General features: G+C 33.6%; 22 protein-coding genes, 1 tRNA gene and 3 pseudogenes. 6 read left to right on the top strand and 20 right to left on the bottom strand.

Going from position 1 to position 24,933, the window contains the following annotated elements:
* The 3 genes and pseudogenes from OUY_RS01555 to OUY_RS01545 all read right to left on the bottom strand — a co-directional run.
* A pseudogene (locus tag OUY_RS01555) lies at positions 1–422 on the bottom strand (IS6 family transposase); the annotation flags it as partial.
* 66 nt (positions 423–488) lie between these two features.
* The gene (locus tag OUY_RS01550; RefSeq protein ID WP_139686508.1) at positions 489–1,106 is read right to left on the bottom strand and encodes an RDD family protein; all 618 of its coding nucleotides are present in this window, start codon (positions 1,104–1,106) and stop codon (positions 489–491) included.
* A gap of 22 nt (positions 1,107–1,128) precedes the next feature.
* Positions 1,129–1,211, bottom strand: a tRNA-Leu gene (locus tag OUY_RS01545).
* 103 nt (positions 1,212–1,314) lie between these two features.
* Here OUY_RS01545 and OUY_RS01540 point away from each other — a divergent pair.
* A complete protein-coding gene (locus OUY_RS01540; RefSeq protein ID WP_139686507.1) occupies positions 1,315–2,757 on the top strand; it encodes a replicative DNA helicase in 1,443 nt (480 codons plus the stop codon).
* Positions 2,758–3,104: 347 nt separating this feature from the next.
* Complete coding sequence (locus OUY_RS01535; RefSeq protein WP_010407433.1) at positions 3,105–4,601, top strand: proton-conducting transporter transmembrane domain-containing protein; 1,497 nt, start codon at positions 3,105–3,107, stop codon at positions 4,599–4,601.
* Between the two features lie 6 nt (positions 4,602–4,607).
* Here OUY_RS01535 and OUY_RS01530 read toward each other — a convergent pair whose 3' ends face one another.
* From OUY_RS01530 to OUY_RS01510, 5 genes and pseudogenes are all read right to left on the bottom strand, one after another.
* Entirely contained in the window at positions 4,608–5,267 is a 660-nt protein-coding gene (locus tag OUY_RS01530; protein WP_139686506.1) for a VirB8/TrbF family protein, read from the bottom strand.
* 44 nt (positions 5,268–5,311) lie between these two features.
* A pseudogene (locus OUY_RS06750) lies at positions 5,312–6,104 on the bottom strand (hypothetical protein).
* Between the two features lie 36 nt (positions 6,105–6,140).
* Positions 6,141–6,992 (bottom strand): DNA polymerase III subunit delta', encoded by an 852-nt coding sequence (locus OUY_RS01520; RefSeq protein WP_139686505.1) that lies wholly within the window; start codon positions 6,990–6,992, stop codon positions 6,141–6,143.
* A 17-nt stretch (positions 6,993–7,009) separates the two neighbouring features.
* Entirely contained in the window at positions 7,010–7,597 is a 588-nt protein-coding gene (locus OUY_RS01515) for an L-threonylcarbamoyladenylate synthase (RefSeq protein ID WP_139686504.1), read from the bottom strand.
* 147 nt (positions 7,598–7,744) lie between these two features.
* Positions 7,745–8,215: a hypothetical protein gene (locus OUY_RS01510; protein WP_139686503.1), complete on the bottom strand. Its 471-nt coding sequence runs from the start codon at positions 8,213–8,215 to the stop codon at positions 7,745–7,747.
* 75 nt (positions 8,216–8,290) lie between these two features.
* Here OUY_RS01510 and miaA point away from each other — a divergent pair, with 75 nt between their 5' ends.
* Positions 8,291–9,175, top strand: coding sequence for a tRNA (adenosine(37)-N6)-dimethylallyltransferase MiaA (miaA, locus tag OUY_RS01505; protein WP_010407423.1), 885 nt, complete (start codon positions 8,291–8,293; stop codon positions 9,173–9,175).
* Positions 9,176–9,542: 367 nt separating this feature from the next.
* Here miaA and OUY_RS01500 read toward each other — a convergent pair whose 3' ends face one another.
* The 5 genes from OUY_RS01500 to OUY_RS01480 form a co-directional block, all read right to left on the bottom strand.
* Positions 9,543–11,105: a Mur ligase family protein gene (locus OUY_RS01500; RefSeq protein ID WP_139686502.1), complete on the bottom strand. Its 1,563-nt coding sequence runs from the start codon at positions 11,103–11,105 to the stop codon at positions 9,543–9,545.
* Complete coding sequence (metC, locus tag OUY_RS01495) at positions 11,074–12,306, bottom strand: cystathionine beta-lyase (RefSeq protein ID WP_139686501.1); 1,233 nt, start codon at positions 12,304–12,306, stop codon at positions 11,074–11,076. Before metC ends, OUY_RS01500 begins: the two co-directional genes overlap by 32 nt.
* Before the next feature lie 7 nt (positions 12,307–12,313).
* Positions 12,314–12,598, bottom strand: coding sequence for a BolA family protein (locus tag OUY_RS01490; protein WP_139686500.1), 285 nt, complete (start codon positions 12,596–12,598; stop codon positions 12,314–12,316).
* A 72-nt stretch (positions 12,599–12,670) separates the two neighbouring features.
* Positions 12,671–14,584 carry a molecular chaperone DnaK gene (gene dnaK / locus OUY_RS01485; RefSeq protein WP_139686499.1) on the bottom strand — a complete coding sequence of 638 codons (1,914 nt, stop codon included), beginning with the start codon at positions 14,582–14,584 and terminating at the stop codon, positions 12,671–12,673.
* A gap of 73 nt (positions 14,585–14,657) precedes the next feature.
* Entirely contained in the window at positions 14,658–16,415 is a 1,758-nt protein-coding gene (locus OUY_RS01480) for an Rne/Rng family ribonuclease (protein WP_139686498.1), read from the bottom strand.
* A gap of 149 nt (positions 16,416–16,564) precedes the next feature.
* On the opposite strand from OUY_RS01480, the gene rpmG reads away from it, so the two are divergent.
* Positions 16,565–16,765 (top strand): 50S ribosomal protein L33, encoded by a 201-nt coding sequence (gene rpmG / locus OUY_RS01475; RefSeq protein WP_012481745.1) that lies wholly within the window; start codon positions 16,565–16,567, stop codon positions 16,763–16,765.
* Between the two features lie 550 nt (positions 16,766–17,315).
* On the opposite strand, the gene OUY_RS01470 is transcribed toward rpmG, so the two are convergent.
* Positions 17,316–18,194 (bottom strand): zinc ABC transporter substrate-binding protein, encoded by an 879-nt coding sequence (locus OUY_RS01470; protein WP_139686497.1) that lies wholly within the window; start codon positions 18,192–18,194, stop codon positions 17,316–17,318.
* Here OUY_RS01470 and OUY_RS01465 point away from each other — a divergent pair.
* On the top strand, positions 18,186–18,917 hold the full coding sequence (locus OUY_RS01465) for a metal ABC transporter ATP-binding protein (RefSeq protein ID WP_010401464.1): 732 nt from the start codon (positions 18,186–18,188) through the stop codon (positions 18,915–18,917). The genes OUY_RS01470 and OUY_RS01465 overlap by 9 nt on opposite strands.
* Positions 18,914–20,335, top strand: a complete 1,422-nt coding sequence (gene ubiB, locus OUY_RS01460) for a 2-polyprenylphenol 6-hydroxylase (RefSeq protein ID WP_010401467.1) — start codon at positions 18,914–18,916, stop codon at positions 20,333–20,335. The genes OUY_RS01465 and ubiB overlap by 4 nt, the downstream gene beginning before the upstream one ends.
* Positions 20,336–20,477: 142 nt before the next feature.
* Here ubiB and OUY_RS06300 read toward each other — a convergent pair whose 3' ends face one another.
* The 6 genes and pseudogenes from OUY_RS06300 to OUY_RS01435 all read right to left on the bottom strand — a co-directional run bounded on the left by OUY_RS06300 (position 20,478) and on the right by OUY_RS01435 (position 24,859).
* A complete protein-coding gene (locus OUY_RS06300) occupies positions 20,478–21,155 on the bottom strand; it encodes a TomO hydrophobic C-terminal domain-containing protein (RefSeq protein WP_246038584.1) in 678 nt (225 codons plus the stop codon).
* A 302-nt stretch (positions 21,156–21,457) separates the two neighbouring features.
* Positions 21,458–22,021 (bottom strand): ankyrin repeat domain-containing protein, encoded by a 564-nt coding sequence (locus OUY_RS06295; RefSeq protein ID WP_246038583.1) that lies wholly within the window; start codon positions 22,019–22,021, stop codon positions 21,458–21,460.
* Between the two features lie 91 nt (positions 22,022–22,112).
* Positions 22,113–23,060, bottom strand: a complete 948-nt coding sequence (gene trxB / locus OUY_RS01450) for a thioredoxin-disulfide reductase (protein ID WP_010401482.1) — start codon at positions 23,058–23,060, stop codon at positions 22,113–22,115.
* The gene (locus tag OUY_RS01445; RefSeq protein WP_139686509.1) at positions 23,047–23,646 is read right to left on the bottom strand and encodes a peroxiredoxin; all 600 of its coding nucleotides are present in this window, start codon (positions 23,644–23,646) and stop codon (positions 23,047–23,049) included. The genes trxB and OUY_RS01445 overlap by 14 nt, the downstream gene beginning before the upstream one ends.
* 146 nt (positions 23,647–23,792) lie before the next feature.
* A pseudogene (locus OUY_RS01440) lies at positions 23,793–24,420 on the bottom strand (IS6 family transposase).
* Positions 24,421–24,466: 46 nt separating this feature from the next.
* Positions 24,467–24,859 (bottom strand): hypothetical protein, encoded by a 393-nt coding sequence (locus OUY_RS01435; protein ID WP_139686496.1) that lies wholly within the window; start codon positions 24,857–24,859, stop codon positions 24,467–24,469.
* Positions 24,860–24,933 lie beyond the last annotated feature (74 nt).

Here is a 24,933-nt window from a genome sequence, read left to right as displayed (position 1 = left end):
CTTCAGAAATTTCTGCATTCAAATCATCAAGAGCAGCAGTATTACTGCCGCTTTTATCAATTACAATTTTCTCAGGAAGATAGTTACTCCTGAAGGCTTTACGAAAGAATGCAAGTGCTGCAGACTTGTCTCTACTAACACACAAGAGGAAGTCTACAGTATATAAATAAACCCATTTACCGTTTAATTTAATGTAAGTCTCTCCAACTACTACCAACCTGCTTCTTTCTTTTCCTTACTGCCTCATCTATCAGTGGTGATAACCCACCTTTGTAACGTAGCATTTTGCTCCCCTTATACTCATCATTTCTTCCAAATCTCGATAGCTCAAAGAGAATCGACATTTCATGTATACAGATAACATCCGCTGAAAAGCTAAATCCTTTGAAATATGGCAACAATTTTTGATTGATACGAAACATCTTTGCTTTTTTTTTAGACAATTATATCATTCTTCTTTCTACTTCCCTACAAATGCGACAGAACCCTTAATCCACTCTATTATGTTCTGAGACCATACATCTAAGACTTTTACTTGTTACAACTACTGTGCCTGCAATCTTATCGTGCCAAGTTTGGCAACGTTTGTCGAAGCTTGCCCATATGAAACCTAAGAATAGTGGTGAAGTTGACAATATAAAGGAAAAAAACCTCTTTATTGCTTGTTTTAGAGTCAATTTTTCAAAAGTTTGTGCATTTACAACTCTGAGTCCAAGTAATAACTTTCCAGGTGTAGCGCCAAATCTTATCCACATATATGCTACATAACTAAAAAGCATAATAAATTGAACTATCTGATTTAGAACTAGTAACTTGATTAGTTTACTCTGCATTGCTGTTTCCTCTGCAGATAATGGTGTTTGCATCTGATATTTCGCAGCAATTTGGCCTAATATTTTACTGCTCTCTGAGTTCATGAAGAGTTGGCTTAAGGCTTGGCCGCAAAGCTGCAAGAACAAAATGATGATAATTAAATCAAGCAGCACTGACAAATAGCGTCTAAGTCCTGTTACGTAACATATTCCATTTTCATCTTTCTTTACCCTTTGAATAGCATTTATCGAAGAAAGAATGGAAAATAAACTATTAAAAAACTTGTGTAACATAAAGCATTTTCCAATATTTGAGTGCCCCTGGCCGGACTTGAACCAGCATGCTTTTGCAAGCAACAGATTTTGAGTCTGCCGTGTCTACCATTCCACCACAGGGGCCTACTTTAATGCTATAAGCAACACAGGATTAGTCAAATTTTTTTCTCTTTCAAGTAAGGACTGAATATTCTACAATAATCAATCATTACTCTGAAAAATTAAAATGAATGAATTAGCCAATCTTATTGATTCAAGAGAAGAAATATGTAAATTGCCACACAATTTAGAAGCAGAGCAAATGCTCATTGGTGCAATGGTTCGTGATAATAGAATTTGTGATGCAGTCGAAGATATAATTGCAGCAGATAATTTCTATGATCCACTACATCAAAGCATTTTTACCCAGATATCTAAAACCAGAAAACACGGTATAGTTGCTAATGAACTGAGCCTCAAGATGTTTTTCGAGAATGATAAAGCATTTGCCGAATGTGGTGGAGTTGAGTACCTAGCAAAACTTGCAGCAAAGGCAAGCATTGCGCTTGACATCTATAGCTTGACCAGAATAATCCGTGATACTTATTTAAGGAGATGCTTAATCAAGCTCGGACAGGAGATAGTTGACGATAGTTACAACTACGACATTGAAAATCCTGCACAGGTACAAATTGAGCAGGCAATGACAAAGTTGTTCAACTTAGCAGTAAAAAAGCAAGGTGATAAGACATATATAAAGCTTGCAAGTTCAATTAAAGATGTGGTTGAGAAGATCAGCAAGCTGAAGAATAACCCAGAGGCTCTAGGTATTACAACCGGACTTCAAGACCTAAACCAGCTTCTTGGTGGTTTGCAGAAATCTGATCTGTTAATTATAGCTGCAAGGCCCTCAATGGGAAAGACAGCATTGGCGCTGAACATCGCACTTAATGCTTGTAAGATTTTGCAAAAAAGAACAGATAAACAACATTATGTAGCATTCTTTTCACTTGAAATGTCAGCAGAGCAATTGACCGCAAGATTGATTACTATAGATTCAGGCATTGGTTATTATAAGGCACTGACTGGGAGAATTAGTGATTTTGAATTACACGAATTCATTAATGCTAGTACAGATCTATCCGAATTACCTTTCATTATAGATGACACTCCTGCGTTATCAATTAGTGCTCTTCGTACCAGAATACGTCTTCTCTATCAACTATATAATGTAGAGTTGGTCTTTATCGATTATCTGCAGTTAATTCGAGGAACAACAAAAAGGAGTAGTGAAAATAGAGTGCAAGAAATTTCAGAAGTGACGCAGGGTTTAAAAGCAATTGCAAAGGAACTAAATATTCCCATTGTTGCACTATCACAGCTCTCTCGTTCTGTTGAGCAAAGGGATGATAAAAAACCACAACTTTCTGATTTACGTGATTCAGGAAGCATAGAGCAGGATGCGGATATAGTAATGTTCCTTTATAGAGAAGAATATTATGAATTAAGAAAGCAACCAAATGAAGGAAGTAATAAACATCGAGAGTGGCAAGAGAAAATGGAGAAAATTAGAAATATTGCAGAACTGATCATTGCAAAACAAAGAAACGGGCCAATTGGTAGTGTGAAACTACATTTTGACTCCAATAGAGGTGCATTTAAAGATTATACAGAAAGATATAGTCTGTAGCGGTTTTGAGTAATTCTGGAAGTGTTTAACAAACCATACGTGCCAAATTAAGTAGCTATCGTGAAATATAGCAATATTTAAGATTGGCATTTTATTTGTTACATTTATTTTTTTAGGAAATTCTTATCTAGGATAAGATATTTTTTTAGAAAAATCTATAAATTACTAACTTTATTACTTAATATATAAAATAGTTTTTTCTTATTTCCTTTCTTCCTTACGCCACTTTTTCTTAACTTGATGCGTATGGTTTATTTAACACTTCCGATATACAACTAAAAAATAGCAAATTCTCTATAACTTGAATATAATTTTAGCTTTACCTAAACAGAAAGATGAATTACTTAATGGATTTTGTTTTAATATCTCTTTCCTTGCCACTTTTTATTACTGAGAATTATTTGTTAATTACTGCGTTGATCCCACTTTTAAGTGCATTAGCTATTTCTTTTACTAGTAAATGGCCCAGAGTGAACAGTAGCGTTACTGTTGCTTCTTCTATGCTTCTGTTTGCGTATACATCTCTATGCACTTTATATTTGGTGTATGGTGATCATTCTCAATTTATTCTCATGGATTTTGGTAATAATTTGCATATTAGTTTAAAGCTAGAGTCTAGTGGAGCAATATTCAGTTTATTAATATCATTTTTGTGGGTACTAACCAGTATATATGCAATATGTTATATGAGAAATAACTATGCTGATAGCAATCACTCAAGTTTTCTATGCTTTTTTTCAACATCAATCAGTTGTGCAATGTTTATTGCTTTTTCTGGAGATTTGCTCACTACATTTGTCTTTTATGAGCTTCTAACTATTAGTACATACCCTCTGATTACTTACAACTCAACAAATGAATCAGTAATTGCAGGACGCTATTACTTTGGTTTACTATTTTTCTCTTCTTTAGTATTATTTTTTCCTGCAATAGGCCTATTATATAATGAATTCCATACTTTAGATTTTGTAAGTGGTGGAATATTCAAGTTTGATACTTCACTCATCACTTTTATTGCAGTGTGTTTTGCTATGCTGATTTATGGAATAGGAAAAGCTGCATTAATGCCAATGCATTTTTGGTTACCAAAAGCAATGGTTGCACCAACTCCTGTGAGTGCACTATTACATGCTGTTGCTGTTGTGAAATCCGGAGTTTTCATCATCATCAAAGTTATATTATACACTTTTGGCGTCGATAATATGCAACGTTTTGTGCAGCAAAATTGGTTTGCTGGAGGGTGGCTTCCGTACGCTGCTGGATTTACTATCATTACTGCATCGTTGATTGCATTAAAGCAAAAGGAATTAAAGAAATTGCTTGCTTACTCTACCATCTCCCAATTGTCGTATATTATATTGTTCGCTTCAATTTTTAGTGAATTCAGCATGAAGATTGCAATCTTTCAATTAGTTTGCCATGCATTTGCAAAAATTACTTTATTTTTTTTTGCAGGTATCATAATAACGAAAACGGGTGAAAAATATATAGATAGAATTCACGGTATAGGACGTAGTATGCCAATTAGCATGATAGCATTCACTATAGGTGCATTGTCCATGATAGGAGTACCTCCTGCTCCGACTTTTTGGAGCAAATTTCTCATCTTTCAAGCTGTTTTCAACTCTAGTAATGTAACACTTTCTGTGTTTGTAACTCTAGTGTTAATTGTTAGTACTATACTCAATGCTCTATACTTTTTACCAATAATTTACAACGCCTTTTTCTCAAAACCTTCTAGAAATTATTTTATTAAAAAGACACCAATGCTTCTAGTTTTACCCCCAGTTATTACTGCTATATGCACTTTAGTTATTTTTTTTAGCTACCAAATAATGTTATAAATATAATCATCTATATTTATAGCTATTAACAATAAATTTAAATGGCACTATTCCAGCTAGAGTTGCTTTTATATTTGACAAAGTGAAGCTGACCTCCACAGCATAATCTTTCATCTTCTTATTTTGCTCAGCTGTAAAAACTACAGTAGCGTTTCCAGCAAATGTAACTAAGTTCTTAGTCAACCGGTCAATAGATAATGTTGTTACGTTTATGTTGGTAATTTTTCTTGTGGATGAAACAGCTTCATTGTTCACTTTTTCCTGAAAGTTTTGGTAGATTTTGTATACAGAATTGTTTTTTATAAAATTTTCTTGATACTTTGGCTCAACAGTCCGAGAGGACTCATATGTTTCAATATATTTACTTATTAAATACCTTGCTATGGAAATGTACTCATCTTCTTTTTTACTAAAACTAAGTTTATGTATTGCAGAGAACTCATCTTCTGTGTGGTTCATATACTTCACAAAATTTAAATCTTTTTTAACAGGAAGTAATAGGTATATGTTTAGTAGTGATAAAAATAAACATACTAAGAGAAGTAACGCTATTAACGCCATCCAAGATCTTTCTACAACGCAGAACAGGTATCTGTGGCAATACCATTCAACTGCTTTCCTGAAGTAACTTTTGTTTTTTACTGATTCAAGTAATTTATCTTCCATAATACAAACCAAATTATATAATATACTGGATACTCTAAAAAACTTTAAAATATGTCTAAATTTTCCAAAATGGGATGAATTATTATATCACCTTGTTCTGCAATAAGGTGAAATTTATCAATTTTGCTCACATCTAAATTTATCATTTTTACACTGAAGCTTTCAGGATCATAAGTATTACTTTCTGCACTTTTGTGATAATTATAGTAGTGTAATTTATTTTGATCATCAAAATAACCAAATTCATCAGCAAGAGTTCCCACTTTTTTGCCTTTACCGTCTCTGACTAGCTCAAATAGATCAATTACATGGTTTTCAGATCCAGGCTCAATAGATCCTTCTACAGCAAAATTTAGGTGCATGACCAACATACTCCTTAAGTTTTAGATTATTAGTCTTTTTTATACTACCAAAATCCATGAGTTTATATTCATCTGAAAGACCAGAATATTGTGGATCATACTTTTTATATTCAAAAAACTCATTACCTAAAAAATTACAAAACGTTAATTTACAATCATCGTGATTGGATTTAACAACTTTAAAGTAATGAAAATCTCTAGGGATCTTTACTTCCTCTTTCGTAATATGATTACGTACAACAAGTTCATCATTAATCATATGATAGCCAATTCTTGGCAAAGTAGCTATATTGATTGCCTTGTTTAGCTTAAAATTTGCCTCATAGATGCCACTTGATAGCTCCTTCCCTTTTTCTAAAGTGACGTCTTGATCTAAAGATGTATTCTTGATTAAACTCAATTCTTTCTGCATGTTCAGTATAGTGTTTGTTAAAACTTCTATTGATTGCCATACAGTTAATTTATTATCATTCAAGTTATATACTTTCAGTATTAAATTAGCAGAATTTTATCATAAATTTATGTTAAAAGTATTACATTTTTGTGTCATGATGTTAACTACATTAGCTAAAACATGCTTTTTATCTAAGCGAAATTGCTTTGCAGCAACGAAAAGTTCATCTATTTCTTTCCATTGACTTAGTAGAATTTCAACATTATTTACTTCTTTCTTTATACTTTCTAAAATGGAGGTTTGAATTATATGTGATGCTAGTTCTAGCTCAATCTCACTATTAATTATTTTATTAACTATATCAGAATTATTTAGATTACGGAAAAATGTATAAAAATGCTTATGTGACTCATAAGCACCACTGTTTATTGCATTTATTATTACTCCCGGAGTTCCAGGAAACAAAGTAATGATCTCACTAAATATTTTATCGTCGAATTTACACTGAGATGAAACAACCTGCTTTGTTTCATCGTAAGTTAATGGAAGTAAATTCAGCTGAAAACACCTACACCGGATGGTGGTTTGTACATCATATGGCTTATGGCTAATTACAAATATTTTAGAATTTTGTGGCGGCTCCTCTAATATTTTTAATATTGCATTTTTAGCATTATTAGTCATTGACTCTAAGCTATCTATTATAGCTATTTTATATTCTGATTGAATGGGGCTTAAGTGCAAAAAGTTTTTTATTTCTCTCACCTTTTCTACTCCTATTGTATCACCTTCAACAATGTGTAAGTCTAATGCTACTTCATCGTAATTTTTGATAAGAAACCAATTAGAAAAGGATTTTGCGAATGTTGCTTTTCCTATACCTTTTTTACCACAGATCAGCCAAGATTGAACAGACAAGTTGTTCATTATCTTTTTTTTTGCTTGGTTGTGGCCTATCACCTTTTTCATTCTTTCTCCTATAGATCTTAGTTTGAAAATTCGTTATTTATTGTTTGTAATGAAATTTTACCTTTTCTTAAAACCTTAATCTTGTCTCCAGTTAAGTCAATAATAGTAGATTCTATACCAGAAACTAATTCATCATCTTCAATTACTGCAGATAAGTGTCGCTTAATAGACTGAGGTATATCTCTTGCTTTGCATATACTTTTTTCTCCTGAAATGTTAATACTAGTTGCAACTACTGGAGTTTTCAGTTCATTTAATATTGAAATCGCAATAGGATGATCAGGAATTCTTATGCCTATACTATCTTTAAAGAACTCATTTGGTAATATACTGTTATCTTGAAGTGGTAAAATATAGGTCATTGGTCCAGGAGAAAAATAGTTTATTAAATCGATATACTCTTCCTTTACCTTTGCTATATTTATCAAACTATCAATATTACTAACAAATACAGAGAGCGGCTTGTTTTGAGAACGCTTTTTTATTCGATATATTTTTTCTATAGATTCGTTACCTAGCGGATTACAAGAAAGAGCATATACTGTCTCTGTTGGAAAGCATGCTAACAAATTATTTTTTATTGCATTTATTACTTCAAATACCATATAGCTAAAACTTATATCTACAATAGCTCTGGGTTTACAGTTATCTCGCTATATGGTAGCAATTAAGATACCGAAATGGCTAGCACGCATCTGTTGTATACTTACAGTAAATTTTATTAGCAACTGCTCGTTTTTACAACAGATTTACTATAATCCGAACTCCGCATTGATTTTATCGACTATCTCCTGTGGTGGATCATATCCCCATCCTGAATGTAAAATCTCTCCATAATCTGCAACATCTATAGAGCCAGTTCTACTTTTTGCCAGAAACATTTCTCTTTTATCTTTATCAACTAATACATAGTGCCAAGCTGATCTTCCTCGATCTTTACCACGAACTAGATATATGAGATCTGATCTACTTCTTCTTGTTGCATCAGCAAAGGATCTTTCGTTGATAGCTCTGCTTTTACTCTTTATGCCGCCACTTTCAGAAAAAGCTTCCTTGGCTTCAGCTTTTTTGTTTGCCAATTCAGAAATTTTTCCTTTTGCTCCTAGTGCATGTTCTTTGGTATTTTGAGATGAATACTTACTGGAAAAACCTCCTCTTGTCTCATTAGAGGTCCTATTTGTAAAACGCTTAGTAAACGAGTTATCGTTATCATTTTCTGCCATAAAAGTCTCCAAATTTTAGATTGTAGAATCCAAATTTTTACTACACCCTATCATAGGTTAGTTAAATTAATATAAATGAAGGATAATATAGTAATTATTACAGGAATTACAGCCTCAGGTAAATCAGAATTATGCGATAACTTGATAAAAAAGTATAAAAACATTAGCATAATAAACTGTGACTCAAAGCAGGTATACAAAGAGATTCCCGTAATTACTGCTCAACCACCAAAGCAGAAAGAATTTTATAGGCTATACGGTTATGTTTCAGCAAGAGAAAATTATTCCGTAGGTTTATGGCTAGAGGATTTAAAGAGGGAAGTTAACAACGCGCTGAAAAATTCACGAATACCCATCATCACTGGAGGAAGTGGGCTTTACATTAGCAGCTTAATCAAGGGATTATCATCGATTCCACAAATAAGCCAGGAAGTGAGAGAAAACGTAAATGAACTTAGGAAAAATTTAAGTAAAGAGGAATTCTACAAATTAGTGCTAAGCAAAGATCCAAGGATTCAAGGTAAAATATTTATTAATGACTCACATCGCCTCTCAAGAGCACTTGAAGTTATCACTGAAACTGGCAAGACAATCTTTGTATGGCAAGAAAATAGACAGCCTCCTTTGTTCAATAATTTTAAGGTATATACAATTCTACCTAAACGCGAGGATATATACCGAAAAATAAATTCTCGTTTTATTGAAATGGTTGAAAATGGAGCAATTGATGAAGTAAAAAACCTACTTAGCATGAACCCATCTCCACATTTGCCAGCTATGAAAGCACATGGAGTACCAGAAATTATAAGATACTTAAAAGGGGAGATTACTTTAGACGAAGCAATACAGATTGCTCAAACAAACACAAGGCATTATGCAAAACGCCAGTACACTTGGTTTAAAAATCAATTTCCGAATTCTCAAGTGATTGACTGTGCAAATAAATTGACAGAATTTTAGATATTTTGATTATTATGTATTATATTGCTATGCCTATGCAAACTTTTCTTGATAGTATTAAACTTTTTTCTTAAAGAACTTTCATCATTGCCTAAATTGTGATTATTAAATTCTTTGTAAAAATATTCTTACTTATGAAGCGCTACTATACCTGTAAGAGCCTTTATCACTAAATGAACTATATCACGCAATATTTCATCCTCAATTTTTCTATATTCTCTCACTAATCTTGTAACCACAATCTCCACTTTCATATCCTTGTATAGCTCTTCTCATAATAGTAGGAACAAGATAAGATAGTGATTTAGTATAACAAGAAGGTAAAAATGCCAGCAGCGTACAGTTATGACTTAAGGAAAAAAGCCATTCAGGCGTTGGATGAAGGAGAGAGCAAAACAGCAGTAGCAAATTTTTGGCCCTCTCTAATAACTTCAACATCACTAAATTCAAGGGATTGGCCTTCTATTATTTGGAATCTTTCATGTCCTTTTCCTGCAACTAGCAGAATCATATTTTCATCATGTGCTATATTTATACCTTTCTCTATAGCTTTTTTTCTATCTCCTATCTCCAGTGCATCAGGGCAATGTAACAAAATATCGTGACGAATTTTCCCCGGATCTTCATCACGCGGATTGTCATCTGTGACTATAACTTTACCTGCAAGCATTTGTGCTATTTTACCCATCTCTGCACGTTTTGTTTGATCACGATTCCCGCCACAACCGAACACTAGAACTATCTTTTTATTGAAGTGCCATTTTAAAGACAACAGAGCTTGTTTGAGTGCACTTGAAGTATGAGCGTAATCGACAAATGCAAAAGTGTTCACTTTTTCCATTCTTCCAGGTGGAGAAGCGAGTTTATCTATACACATTCTTTGATAGTCCATACCAGATGAAATAACTATACCGATTGCACACAACAAATTATATGCTTGAAATTGCCCAAAAATCGGAAAAAATGCGTTATAAATTTCATCACCGATTTGAATTGTTAGGTATTGACCATTGGCAGTGGGTATCTGCTTTAATAAAGTAATGTCAGAGTTTTTTTTTCCATAGGTTATAACTTTGTTGCCACGCTTTTCAGCTATGTTGAGCAACTCTCCATATTCGCCTATATCTGCATTTAAAATCGCTGTTTTTTCTTTTGGCAATACCTCATCAAACAACCTTTTCTTGGCCTCAAAATACTCATCGATACTTTTGTGATAGTCCAAATGATCTTGAGAGAAATTAGTAAAAGCTGCAGCATTGAGCCTAAGTCCATGGATTCTGTATTGATCGATTCCATGGCTTGAAGCTTCTAATGCTAAGTGTTCTACGTTCTTATTATTTATGTCACGCAATGTGGAATAAAGATCATCTGCACTTGGCGTTGTAAGGCTATTATCTTTTCTATTATTATTGACACATGTTCCCAGTGTTCCTATAGACGCTGCATTATCTTGCCAAATCTGGCGACAAAACTCCACTACTGAAGTTTTACCATTCGTACCAGTTACAGCAGCAATATATTTAGGTTGTTTGAATTGATAAAACCTGCTGACTATTTCACTGTATATTCCTTGAGGGTCCGAGTGGTAAAGCACTGCAAAACTTGGAGTACTTGTCATTCGAGTAGCGGACACTGGAATCCAGTTTTCATTATACAATTGTCTAGTATGCTTATTTACAATTAAATTTTCTGGATCCCAGTGTCTGAGCACTGGGATGACATCTTTCTTTGCCCCTTGTATTACAACGTCTACACAGTTGTGTACACATTCATTAGGAAGACATGTTACGTGTTCTTTACTCCTTTCTGACACACAAACAAAAAGGTAACCTTCTTTAACTCTCTTAGGATTACATGTGACGCCTTTGATTTCAATATCAAAGTCAGCATTTACAATGTTATGCAGTAGCTCTTTCAGTCTCACAATCATCTTTAACACTTGAACATGGCAGTCTTATTAATGCAGTATTCAAGTCAAAAATCAAATCTTCAGGATCTTCTAGTCCGCAAAATATTCGCACAAAACTTCCACCATAATCTGAATTCATGACAGATCTTGACATAGATCTATGGTCTACTGGTAGTATCAAACTGTCACATCCTCCCCAAGAAGCACCAATGCCGAAAACTTTCATGTGATCAACCATGCAGCCTAGTTCTTCACATGAATATTCTCTATCGAGTACTATACTAAATACGCTACTTGCCCCTTTGAAATAACTTTTCCATAATTCATGTTGAGGATGGGAGGGAAGTGCTGGATACAAAACTCTTTTGATTTTTGGATGTTTTTCCAGCCACTTTGCCACTTGCATTGCTGTACTTTGATGCTTCCTCATGCGTGTTTGCAGTGTTCTAAGTCCCCTGTGTGCAAGGTAACAGTCATGCGATTGAATGGTGACTCCATAATTTTTATAGCTCTCATAAAGCAATTTAAAAGTTTCACCTTCAGCAACCATAGCTCCCATCACTAAATCTGAGTGACCAGCTAGATACTTTGTCACCGCATATAGTGCAACATCAATTCCATAATCAAGCGGCTTAAACAACAAAGGGGTGGCCCATGAATTGTCACAAACGGTTACGATTCCACATTCTTTAGCAACTTTTACTATATGCTCTATATTTGAAATCTCAAACGTTATGGAACCAGGAGTCTCAATCATGATTAGTGAAGTATTACTCTGAACTAAATCAGTTATATCCTGTGTCGGATTATAAAAAGTTACTTCTACTCCTCTTTTTGGTAGTTCATTTTTGGCAAATCTCTTTAGTCTATAATAACTATTATCTTGTATCAAGACATGCGAACCTGCTTTAGTGAAAGTTAAAATAGCAAAAGTAAGTGCAAATAATCCAGAAGGGTAGATGAGTGCTTGTCCCCTACCCTCAATTTCAGCCAGTGCATTTGAAAAATAATGAACAGTAGGCGTACCAACATTACTGTAACTGTAATCCCTTGCAACACCATCATTGATTACATCGTATATACTTTCTCCATTTGCTGCATTTAAGTAGTCCTTGTAAGTAGGAAATAATATAGTAGAAGAATGATAAACTGGTGGGTTCATCGACCCTTTATAATCATTAAATTTTCTTCCTGCTTTAACTAATAAAGACTCTTCGTTCACATTTTTATTATTTATTTTTTAGATTGTATTCGCTTTGCGTATACAAGTGAAGAGAAATCGCATGTAATCGCTCTATTTCACTCTTTAATAATTCATAGATCAATTTATGCCTCTTTAAAGAGCTCATTCCAGAAAAGTCGTTAGATATTAATACTAATTTGATATGTGAAGGTAGTGTCGAAGAAGAAACAAAATAATGATCTACATGCTTTGCTGATTCATCGATAATATTAATATCAATTATACCTATTGAATCGCGTAATTTTTCTTCTATTGTCTTAATAATATCCACAATAGTTCCTTGAAGCAACAATACGCTCCTCTTGTCATCCCACAGTATCTGGGCACTGGGATGACAATCGAATTACTTATTCTCTTCTTTATTATCCATGTCTTGATAATCAGAATCTACTACTTTTTCTTCCTCATTATTTGTTGTGGATGAGCTTTCTCCACCTTGTTGTTGTTGAGATTCCTTATACATAGCTTCTCCAAGTTTCATAGATAACTGAGAGAGGTTAGTAACTTTCCGTTGTATTGAATCAGCATCATCAATGTTGTCAGATTTACTCACTTCCTTTAACTCATTAACTGCATTTTCAATAGCAGATTTATCTTCTGGAGAAATTTTATCACCATATTCTGTCAGAGATTTTTCTGTAGAATGAACTAAACTATCCGCTTGATTCTTCACTTCAATAAATTTCTTACGCTTTTCATCTTCTTGTGCTTTTTCCTCAGCTTCTCTCACCATCCGATTTATTTCATCCTCCGATAAACCACCTGAAGACTGAATACGTATTTTTTGCTCTTTTCCAGTAGCTTTATCCTTTGCAGAAACATGCGCTATTCCATTTGCATCTATATCAAATGTCACCTCAATTTGAGGAACCCCGCGAGGAGCAGGTGGTATTCCTTCTAAACTAAACTGACCAAGCAGTTTATTATCAATCGCCAATTTTCTTTCACCTTGATGTACCTTAATTGTAACGGCTATTTGGTTATCTTCTGCAGTTGAAAACACCTGAGATTTTTTTGTGGGAATAGTAGTATTACGTTCAATAAGTGGAGTGAACACTCCCCCTAGAGTTTCAATACCAAGAGAAAGTGGAGTTACGTCAAGTAGTAACACATCTCTTACATCACCTTGAATAATTCCTGCTTGTATTGCAGCCCCAATTGCTACAACTTCATCAGGGTTAACTCCTCTATGTGGATCTTTGCCAAAGAATTCTTTAACTTTCTCTATGACTTTTGGCATACGAGTCATGCCACCAACAAGAACTACTTCACCAATTTGACTAGCAGACAAACCAGCATCTTCAAGAGCTTTTTTGCAAGGAATTATAGTCCTTTCAATTAAATCATTCACTAAACTTTCAAGCTTTGCTCTTGTTAGCTTCATATTTAAGTGTTTTGGGCCACTTGCATCAGCTGTAACAAACGGTAGATTTATTTCTGTTTCCATTACACTTGACAATTCTACCTTTGCTTTTTCTGCAGCTTCTTTGATTCTTTGCATAGCCATTGGATCGTTTTTCAAATCAATGCCATTACTTTTCTTGAATTCACCCAGTAAATAATTTACTACTGCATTATCGAAGTCTTCTCCTCCAAGGTGAGTATCACCATTTGTAGCCTTTACTTCAAAAACTCCGTCACCTATTTCAAGAACTGAAACATCAAATGTACCACCACCAAGATCATACACTACTATTGTGTGTCCGTGCTTTTTATCAAGACCATAAGCAAGTGCTGCAGCAGTTGGTTCGTTAATTATTCTGAGGACATTTAATCCAGCAATTTTTCCTGCATCTTTTGTTGCTTGACGTTGAGAATCATTGAAGTACGCCGGCACTGTTATCACAGCATCCTTTACTTCTTCCCCAAGATAAGCCTCAGCTGCTTCTTTCAGGTTTTGTAGTATAAATGCACCAATTTGACTAGGAGAGTATTCTTTACTATCAGTTGTTTTAACCCATGCATCACCATTTTTTGCTGCAAATACCTTATACGGTACACCTAGATTCTTCATTTCAGGATCGCTATATTGGCGACCTATCAATCTCTTAGTTGCAAAAAAAGTATTACTTGCATTGGTAGTTGCTTGCCTTTTTGCTGGAGAGCCAATCAACCTTTCTCCAGATGAAGTAAATGCAACTATAGATGGAGTAGTTCTTGCTCCTTCTTTATTCTCAATTACTTTTGTATCCTTGCCTTGCATTATTGCAACACAAGAATTTGTTGTTCCAAGATCTATACCTATTGCTCTTCCCATAATGAATACTCCCTTTTAAATATTATCTGATGTAAAATATATAAGTATAAAACTCGTTAATTACAAGTCCCGTTTAGTTGTTAGAGCCCAAAAGGCGCGAAAGCCATTTAGTTAACCAAAAGTTGCCCGGTAGTTTATCTGAACTACCAGCTTCTTTATCCCTGCTATTCACAATTTGACATCCAGAATTCTGCAATGGCTTATAATCATTAAAATTAATATGGTCTCCCTGCTTTAAAATAAATGTATCCGCATCTAAACTATTATCAATACTAACATTTAATGTAATATTGAACTCTTTTTCGATTGTAGAAACCATATCACGCTTATTATTAAAAATGTGCGCTATAACTGCACTGCGTGCTATTAAATCAAAGGACTTATTTTGATTTTTATTAGCAATATGTTGCAAATCCCTTAGTATCGATGCAACAACCACTTCGTTTGATTTCACTCTTCCAATACCTTTACAGCGTAAGCACTCTGTAGTATTAATTTCCTGTATATTTGGTTTAATTCTTTGTCTTGAAAAGACCATTAAACCAAAGTCATTGATAAAGCTAAATTGAACTTTAGCTTTATCATCTTTAAACGCCTGCTTGATAGCAAATTCAACATTTTTGCAATACTCAAGTTTCAACATGTCAATAAAATCAACAACTATTAACCCTGATAAGCCCCTGAGATTCGCTTGCCTTGATATTGCAGATAATGCCTCCATATTAGTTCTATAAGCTGTTTCTTCTATGTTATCTTCTCCTGTCATTTTTCCTGAATTTACGTCTATTGAAACAAATGCCTCAGTTAAGGTTATCACCAAAGACCCACCAGATGGCAATTCTACTCTATTGCTATATAATTCAGAAATTTGATCTTCGACTCTATAGTAAGTAAAGATTGGAACAGAACCTCTATATAATCTAGGACGCAATTTCCCTTGTAACACATTTTTAGTGTATTTTCTTACCGCTTCACAAACTTCTCTATCAGATACTATAATTTCTGTATCATTACTACAAAAGTCACGTACAGACCTCATAACTACATCTGCTTCGTTGTAAATTAATGATGGAACATTTAAAGAAGAGAAGTTTTGCTGGATATTTCGCCATAATAAGGTCAAATTATCGTAATCTTGCTCAATTTCTTTCCTACTTTTTCCTGCACCAACAGTTCTTACTATTAAACCTGAGCCTTTTGGTAAATTTATTGAATTTAATATATCCTTTAACTGTTTTCTAACGTTGGTATCTTCAATTCTGCGAGATACTCCACCCCTACTTATGGAATTGGGCATGAAAACACAGTATCTACCGACCAAAGTTACGTACGTTGTAAATGAAGCTCCTTTATTTCCTCGTTCTTCTTTAGTTAATTGAACCAATAACTTTTGATTTACTGAAATCACATCTTGTAACTTATATTTTCTATGTAAATGTACCTCCCCCACAAAACCACTGCTGGATTCATTACTAGCTGTAGAATCCAGGCCTTCTTCTGTGCAATTATCATTTGAACAGTCCACACCGCTCGAATAGCCTTCGTCAGGGAAAATTTCCTTCTCTTTTTCTGGAATATTAAAGTAATTTAGAGATATCTCAGAAAAAGACAAAAAACCTTGCTTATTTTTTCCATACTCAATGAACACGGCCTGCAAAGCAGGCTCTATACGCTTTACATAAGCAACGTATATATTACCTCTTAATTGTCTTTTTTCCTTGAATTCTTGTTCAAACTCTACAACCCTACCATTAACTAGTAGGGCAACCCTTACCTCGTTAGAACAGGTAGTACTTTCTATCAATAATAACCTTTTGCCATCACTCGCCACTTATTTACCGTCTGCTTTTCATTCTGAAATCTTTTTATACTACTTAATATATTATTGATTGTCAAGAATTTTGCGACCTGCATTATTGGGTTGACTTTCAGTGTTTTGCGTTCTAAACTTGCATAGAGTTTATTATATCACTAACAATTATGGCGAAAAAAAATGCTTCTTTGCTTGTCAAGCTAGTTAGCACTGCAACTAAAACAACAAAAACTGGAGAAGAGAAACTAACAGGCTATTTTTGTGTAAAAAAACGTAATCCTAAGAACCTTCCCAAAAAGCTCGAGTTTAGGAAGTATGACCCAGTGGTCAGAAGACACGTATTATTTAAAGAAGAAAAATTAAAGTAAGTTTATTGTTATATATAGTTTATAATCAAGTTATACTCTAAATAATAGAGCTCAGAGATATAATGGAAGGGAAGGTGAAACTCATAGTGTTGATCATTACACAATTAATAAACATAAAGTATAAAACACAGAAAACGCTCTAAAACCTAAAGTGTCACACGTTAGTAGGTCAAAAATCTAAGGGTTTTCCTTAGAGGGTTTATTGGACTAGATCGGATCAATATATAAACGTAAAAATAACCTGAGCTTGCCTAATATAAAAAGGTTCATGTAATTTGAATACAGAGTAAGCAGTAAAATGGCAAAATAAAATAGATAAAAAAATAGAAGTAAATGCAGACACTGATTTTTCATAAATCAAAAGGTGTGCTAAGAATTCCAGCATCACGTGTATAGCCGTGCGGACATTGTGGTAATTTGCGTAGTAGAAGATATCATCCCAGTACTTGATACTGGGATGATATACTTCTGGTAGATAATGTCGGTATAGTTGTGATTGGAATAGAAAGCACTAAGTTTGCAATGCTATCTGAATAGATAAAAGAACTCATTACTCAGTGAAACAAGACTTGAAATTTTGTGCAATGCTGCTGATTATATCTAGATATGCATCCTTTCCAGGCTCTACATCTGATCCTCCAATAGGATCAAGAATCACCATTTTTACGTCACTAGAAAAGACATTAGGCTTTATGCTATCCTCTCGTGAATGAGAAACAATACATTTAACGTTTTCCTCTTTCATTACCTTTTTTAATTTCATTAAACTCTTCATACCTATGTAAGAATCCTCTTCTATAGAAAGAATGGCGCTTGGGTAACTTAAATCAAAATATTTTTCGAAATATTGATAAGCATCGTGAGTAACTATGTATTTTTGATTTTTTAACTCATCCAATTCTTTCGTAATTTTTTCTACTTCTTGGTCTATCTTTCTTATAGCCTCCTCTGCGTTAGTATTGTATCGATAGGTATTTTCTTTATCTATATTAGATAATGTTGCACTGATAGAAAGTATCATACTTTTTGCATTTTCAGGACTCAGCCAAATATGCAAATCTTTTTCATCTTGAATGTGACTAGAAAATGAATGTGGTCGAGCAGGAAGTAGATCGATTGCACTTGATAGCGGTATTAACTTCTTATTTTCTTTAGCGAAAGTTTTAATGAATGTTTCCAAAGAATCATCGATATAAAATATAATATTACTAGATTCTAATTTACTTGCATCTGAAGGCCTGAGCATGTAGTTATGTTCAGACACTATTTCGTACATTAGTAATTCTGGCTTTGAAATCCCATCTGTAACAGAAGCTACAAGTGAGTGTATAGGTTTGATTGTAGCTACAATTTTTAAATTGGATGAAAAGGCACTATTGTAGTATAGTGTAAGTAAAAGTAATAGAAAAAAAATCAGTAAATGTCTCATATAAATATTGAGAAGAAGTCAATTTTCGCCAAAAAGTTAAGTAATGTCAATAACTGCATTCTAAAAATAGAAAACCTTACTCTTTCATATGGTAATAAAAAAGTTCTTGATAATATCAACATATCAGTACAAAGAGGAGATATAGTTACAATACTTGGTCCAAATGGCGGAGGTAAAACCTCTTTAGTGAAAGCAGTTGCTGGTATAAATAAAGGCTATATTGGCAGTATTTTATTTGCCGATAATGTAAAAATTAGCTATATGCCACAAAATTTTAGTATTGGTAATTTGATGCCAATAACAGTTGAGTCTTTCCTTTTCAATAGCTCCTCGAAGAGATTCAAAAAAAATCAATCTATCGTTACAGAAGCGATAGAATTGGTTGGCATCGGTAACATTTTAAAGAATCAAGTATTAGAAATTTCTGCAGGACAAACACAACTACTGCTACTTGCACGTTGTTTAATTTCAGAATCTGATTTGATCATTTTAGATGAACCAGTCAGTGCAATGGATATTAACGCACGAGCTAAATTTTATGATATTATAAATAAAATCGCAAAAGAACGATCAGTGTCGATTCTCATGACTTCTCATGACCTTAACTCTGCTCTACCATCCTCAGATTACATAATTTGCATAAATAATACTATCTATTATCAAGGTAAACCTGATGAAATTATGGAGATAAATGAAATATTTGGCAGTTACGCAGCGAAATGATTCAAAATATTCTACGTCTTCTGCAAATAACTACAGTGCTAACACGCTACAATGTGTTACCTTATTTACTTCCACCATCAAAAAAATCAATAAATAAAATACAAGGTCATAAACTAAAGCGTGCTCTTGAAAGATTAGGTCCGGTGTTCATTAAATTTGGGCAATCCATTTCATCACGCACTGATATTTTAAATGAGGACATAACAAATAACTTGCTATTGATATGTGATAGATTGCCATCATTTTCGTATAAAATAGCAGTTAAAACTATAGAAAGTGAGTTTAATTGTAAATTAAGCGACATTTTTTCAAGTTTTTCTGAAAAGCCAATTGCAGCAGCATCAATTTCTCAGGTGCATAGAGCAGTTACAATTGAGGGTAAGGAAGTTGCTGTAAAGGTTTTGAGGCCAAATATTGAGAAAACATTCTCAAGGGATATAAAAATGCTTTCTTGGCTTGCAGAAATTGCAGAAAAATTTAGTGAACAATCAAAAAGGCTGAAGCCAGTTGAATTAGTCAAAACTTTTGCTGAAATTTGCCGATTAGAGTTAGATCTACGCTTTGAGGCTGCCCACTCTTCGGAACTGAAGGAAAATACTAAACATGACAGAGGTTTCTACGTACCTGAAATAGATTGGAGTAGAACTTCAAAAAAGGTTTTAACATTAGAATGGATGGAAGCTATACCAATATACGAAGTTGAAAAGCTGAATAACCGAAAGCAAATAGCTATCAATCTTATAGAATCTTTTTGTAATCAGGTATATAGGGATTGTTTTTTTCATGCTGATATGCATCCTGGAAATTTAATGATCGATAGTAATAACAATATTATTGCCCTGGATTGTGGAATCATGGGTAGAATAGATCGTGAGACATGCTATTACGTTATAGAGATACTCAAAGGCTTTTTAAATAGGGATTATGATCACGTTGCAAAAATGCACTTTAGAGCCGGTTATGTTCCATCACAGCATAGAAATTTTGTTACAGCTTGCAGAGCAATAGGTGAGCCCATTGTTGGACAGCCTATACAGAAGATTTCATTTGCTCGATTACTTACTCAGCTACTAAAAATAACTGGTGATTTTGATATGAAAGTTCAAACACAATTGTTATTGCTGCAGAAAACTATGATTTTATTAGAAGGAACATGTAGGAAAGTCTATCCAGAAATCAATATGTGGAAAGTAGTTGAAACATGGATAAACAGTCAACATGAAAGTAAAATAGGGTATAGGGAAAAAATTAAAAGCTCTTATCCCATCAAAACAATCCAAGGAATATTTAGCCTTATAGAAAAATTAAACCTAATAGCTGACAAAAAATTACAAGTGAAAAATAGATCAAATGGAAAAGCCTACTTTTTACTTTGGTCTGTAATTATAATTCTCATCGTTAAATTTTTAATTTCTTAAACTAAAAGATAATAAAAGCAAGTTTACAACAACTATTTAAGTCTTGAAACCACTCAGGTTCACATTCACTCGAATTATCAAGGTATTTTCAGGATGTATAAAACTTTCAGCAGAGTTTAGAGAAGAAGTAAAAACCTTAACTCTATCTTAAACTGATAACATTACCAAATTCAGTGCTTGTCACATCACTCAGTACTGTACTTGCTTTATATGAACAGTAGCACCCAATTGCAATGAAAACAAGTGCAGCTACAGCAAGTGAAATACATATTTCTAAATTCGATATTGTTAAACATGCACCAATAGCAAACGCTCCAGATAACACAAAAGAGGCAGAGGCATAGTTACTTTGCCTTCTATTATAAATGCTTGCTTCTGAAAGTTTTCTGTTTTTGTTCTTTGAGTCTTGATTTTGAGCTTGAAGTTCTAATCTCTCTTGCCTTAAATCCCTTTCTAACTGTGAAATTTTGTCAGTGTCTCTTGTTCTTTCATCTACGGTCCTATTCAACTCTTGCTCTTTTTCTGCAAGTTGAGCCTTTGTTCTTTCAAGTTCACCTTCCAGGTTTTCAAGTCGCTGCAATTCTTGAGCAATAAACTCATCGTTTATTTCCGGAGCAACATTATGTGCATTTGCTGAAGGCTGTTCCATACTTGCAGGAAATTTCTCATTGAGATAATTTTTAATAGATTCAATTGGATTATTAACATTCCTCAACACAGCGGTAACAATTGCACGATTTATGAAGCAATTATCTTCTACTAATTTTTTTACATCATTCAAATCTTTTCTATTAATAGCATCAGTTAATCGCTCTTTCATAGCTTGTTCAATGATTTGCTTCAATCTTGAATTTTGCTCTATAGCTGGTATTGGTTTTATTTGACTAAAATCTAGGTCTTTATGTTTTAAAAATTTAGTCAGTACTTCTTTTTTATTTTCCTCTGTTATTCCTTGTAAACATGATTTGATAATCAGGCTAAGTGGTGTTTCTATTTCTCCATTTGAATTTCTTTTCCAACAATTAGGGTTGAGTTCTTGATTTAATAGTCTTTTTGCTCGGTCAATATTTCTGTTAGAAAGAGCATCTAATAATTCTTTTCCTGTTTGTGCTTTTTGTATTTCTATTGTAAGATGTGAAAACTCCTTTTTTGTATTCGCCCTATTTTTTCAATATATCCCTGAGGAGTATAAGAAAACCATTGTTTGTACTCTGCATGTTTTATAAGATCTGCTCTGGAACGATTATATCGAGGCTCAAGATATTGATCCTGAAGAAGAAAAACTTTGTTTTTAATGTTTGTATTCATGTTAGGATGTCTAAGTAACATCTGTACAAAATTCCTATTTTCCATGAGAAAGGCTAGATGTAGAGCTGTATTGGATTCTTTAGTTTCTTGAGCATTAATATTTAAATTCTGGTGCTGTAAAAGCAAAGTCATCATTTTTAAGTTTGTAGGACTATCATCAACACCCATGATAATAGTCATTAATGGTGTATATCCCTGATCAAACGTATTAACATTCGCACCTTCTTCCAGAGCTCGCTCAAAATCTCCTAGCTTTCCTTCATCAATAGCTTTAAATAATTTTGTTGTTGATTGTCCTGAAGTTGTTTGATTTTGAGCTCGTAATCCTGTATCATTAACAACACTTCTTCTAAAACCTACATTACTTCTCGAAAGCATACTAAATTCTCCTCAATCTATAATTTATTGACATAATTATAAAAAAAACAAAGAAAATTGCAAGTAATTTAGTTAAAAATTTTAGAACTAATTATGATTCCAAAAATTTTTCTGCATCAAGTGCAGCCATGCACCCTGTACCTGCTGCAACTACTGCCTGGCGATATACCTTATCTTGAACATCACCAGCAGCAAACACCCCTGCCCTACTGGTTAGAGTTGTTCCAGGTTTCGTAATTATATAACCTTGCTGATCCATTTCAACAAAGCCCTTAAAAATACCTGTATTTGGTGCATGCCCAATTGCAATGAACACTCCATCCACTTTTAATTCCTGAACTGTATTGGTTTTCGTCGATTTAATTGTAATGCCAGTAACTTTTTTAGGATTTTCTTCTCCAAGAATCTGCTCTACGGTATGATTCCATATTACCTTTATCTTATCATTTTTAAAGAGCCTGTCTTGCATTACTTTCTCTGCTCTTAACTTATCACGCCTGTGTATCAGTATAACTTCCTTAGCAAATCTAGTTAAAAATATTGCTTCTTCAACAGCAGTATTTCCACCACCAACCACAGCTACAACTTTATTTCTAAAAAATGCACCATCACAAGTTGCGCATGCCGAAACTCCGTAACCTTGAAATTTCTTTTCACTCTCCAGGCCAAGCCACTTCGCTTGCGCACCAGCTGCGATTATAATTGCATTCGAATAGTAGTCACTAGCATTACCACAAGATCTAAATCTATACTCATTAGAATCCTCAAGTTGTTCAACGCTTTTTATTTCGTCATTTATTACCCTTGCCCCCACCTTCTCTGCATGCAACCTCTTTTGTTCCATGAGTTCTGGACCTTGTATAGAAATAAAACCTGGATAGTTTTCAACATCCGTAGTAATTGTAAGCTGACCACCAGGTTGCATTCCTGTTACTACAATTGGCTCTAAATTTGCACGTGCTGCATATATAGCAGCAGCATAACCCGCTGCTCCAGATCCAATAATAAGAACTTTTGTACTCAATTTATAATTCTGCACTGTGTGAGTTTAGATAATCAGCCACTCCTTCATCGCTTGCCTGCATTGCTGGCTTACCTTTTTTCCACCCTGCTGGACATACTTCACCATGCTCTTCATTATGTTTTATTGCATCAATAATTCTAATAAACTCATCGATATTACGCCCTAAAGGAAAATCATTTATCGATTGATGACGTACAACAAACTTATTATCAATAACAAAAGTTGCTCTTAGTGCAATTGAGTCATCATATAAGACCCCATAGTCTCTTGATATAGACTTTTTGATATCAGACACTAAATTGTAGCTAACCTCTCCAATACCACCATCATTAACTGGAGTGTTTCGCCATTTATAGTGTGAAAATTTTGAATCTATACTTATTCCTATCACTTCAACATTACGTTTTGAAAAATCTTCTATTTTGTTGCTAAATGATATCAACTCAGTTGGACAGACAAAAGTAAAATCAAGTGGATAGAAAAAAAGGACAGCATACTTATCCTTTATATGTTTACTTAAACAGAAATCATCAACTATTTTTCCACTAGCAAGAACAGCCGAAGCAGTAAAATCGATAGCGGATTTTGTTACAAGATTCATAACTAACCTATTCATTCTTAATATTTATAATTTTATACCTTGATACATTTACATGCAAGTTTTCTTTAGCCCCAATCCTATAAAAAAGGTTCTGTCGCATCTATAAACCATAGGAAAGAAGATCATTAAAGGTGGGATTATAGGAGTTATGAAGCCATTAACATAGCAAAATTCTCAAAAGTAGAAACATTATTTTAATAATTTGTCTTTTTTGAATCATACGAATATTTTCTATGCCTGTGATGGTAATCTTTGCGGAATGGAAGCTTTTAAACCCAAGCATTGGCTTTATTAGTTTTTTGATAAATCTATCAACAATATTATTTAGATATTTTATTTGAAGAACTGTAATCTTCAGAAATTTCTGCATTCAAATCATCAAGAGCAGCAGTATTACTGCCGCTTTTATCAATTACAATTTTCTCAGGAAGATAGTTACTCCTGAAGGCTTTACGAAAGAATGCAAGTGCTGCAGACTTGTCTCTACTAACACACAAGAGGAAGTCTACAGTATATAAATAAACCCATTTACCGTTTAATTTAATGTAAGTCTCTCCAACTACTACCAACCTGCTTCTTTCTTTTCCTTACTGCCTCATCTATCAGTGGTGATAACCCACCTTTGTAACGTAGCATTTTGCTCCCCTTATACTCATCATTTCTTCCAAATCTCGATAGCTCAAAGAGAATCGACATTTCATGTATACAGATAACATCCGCTGAAAAGCTAAATCCTTTGAAATATGGCAACAATTTTTGATTGATACGAAACATCTTTGCTTTTTTTTTAGACAATTATATCATTCTTCTTTCTACTTCCCTACAAATGCGACAGAACCTTTTCATGATACTGTTTATAATCCTCAAGACTCTTTAATATTTTGCCTTTTAACTCTTCTTGCGAATCTTTGCTTTTTAACGTTTCTTGCAAATTTTTGTCTTTTAACAACTCGTTAGCGTTAGATTTTTCAATTTTTGACTTCCACTCATCATATGTATATTTTTGTTTCCCACCATATTTTGTACCATAACACTCGCTTCCTGCATTAAATATTTCTTCGTTACAGATTTTATCACCCCGATAAAAGTAATCGCTTATATTGATTTTATTATTGCCAGTTATGATTTGTTCAATTGCTTTTTTGTTGTTTACAATTTCTTCTCTGTACCTAGAAGTGCAATTTGATAATTCTTCTTTGCAATCTGTAGTCATAAGCTGTTTCCTTTAATAAAATTAAACCTATTTTAGCATAAAATAATTAATACTTTATTACTAATCTGAGGTAT

Origin of the sequence: Wolbachia endosymbiont of Leptopilina clavipes (assembly GCF_006334525.1) — a bacterium.
Taxonomy (GTDB): domain Bacteria; phylum Pseudomonadota; class Alphaproteobacteria; order Rickettsiales; family Anaplasmataceae; genus Wolbachia.
The sequence above is the reverse complement of the archived record's forward strand: the minus strand, read 5'-3'. Positions and strand labels throughout refer to the sequence as shown.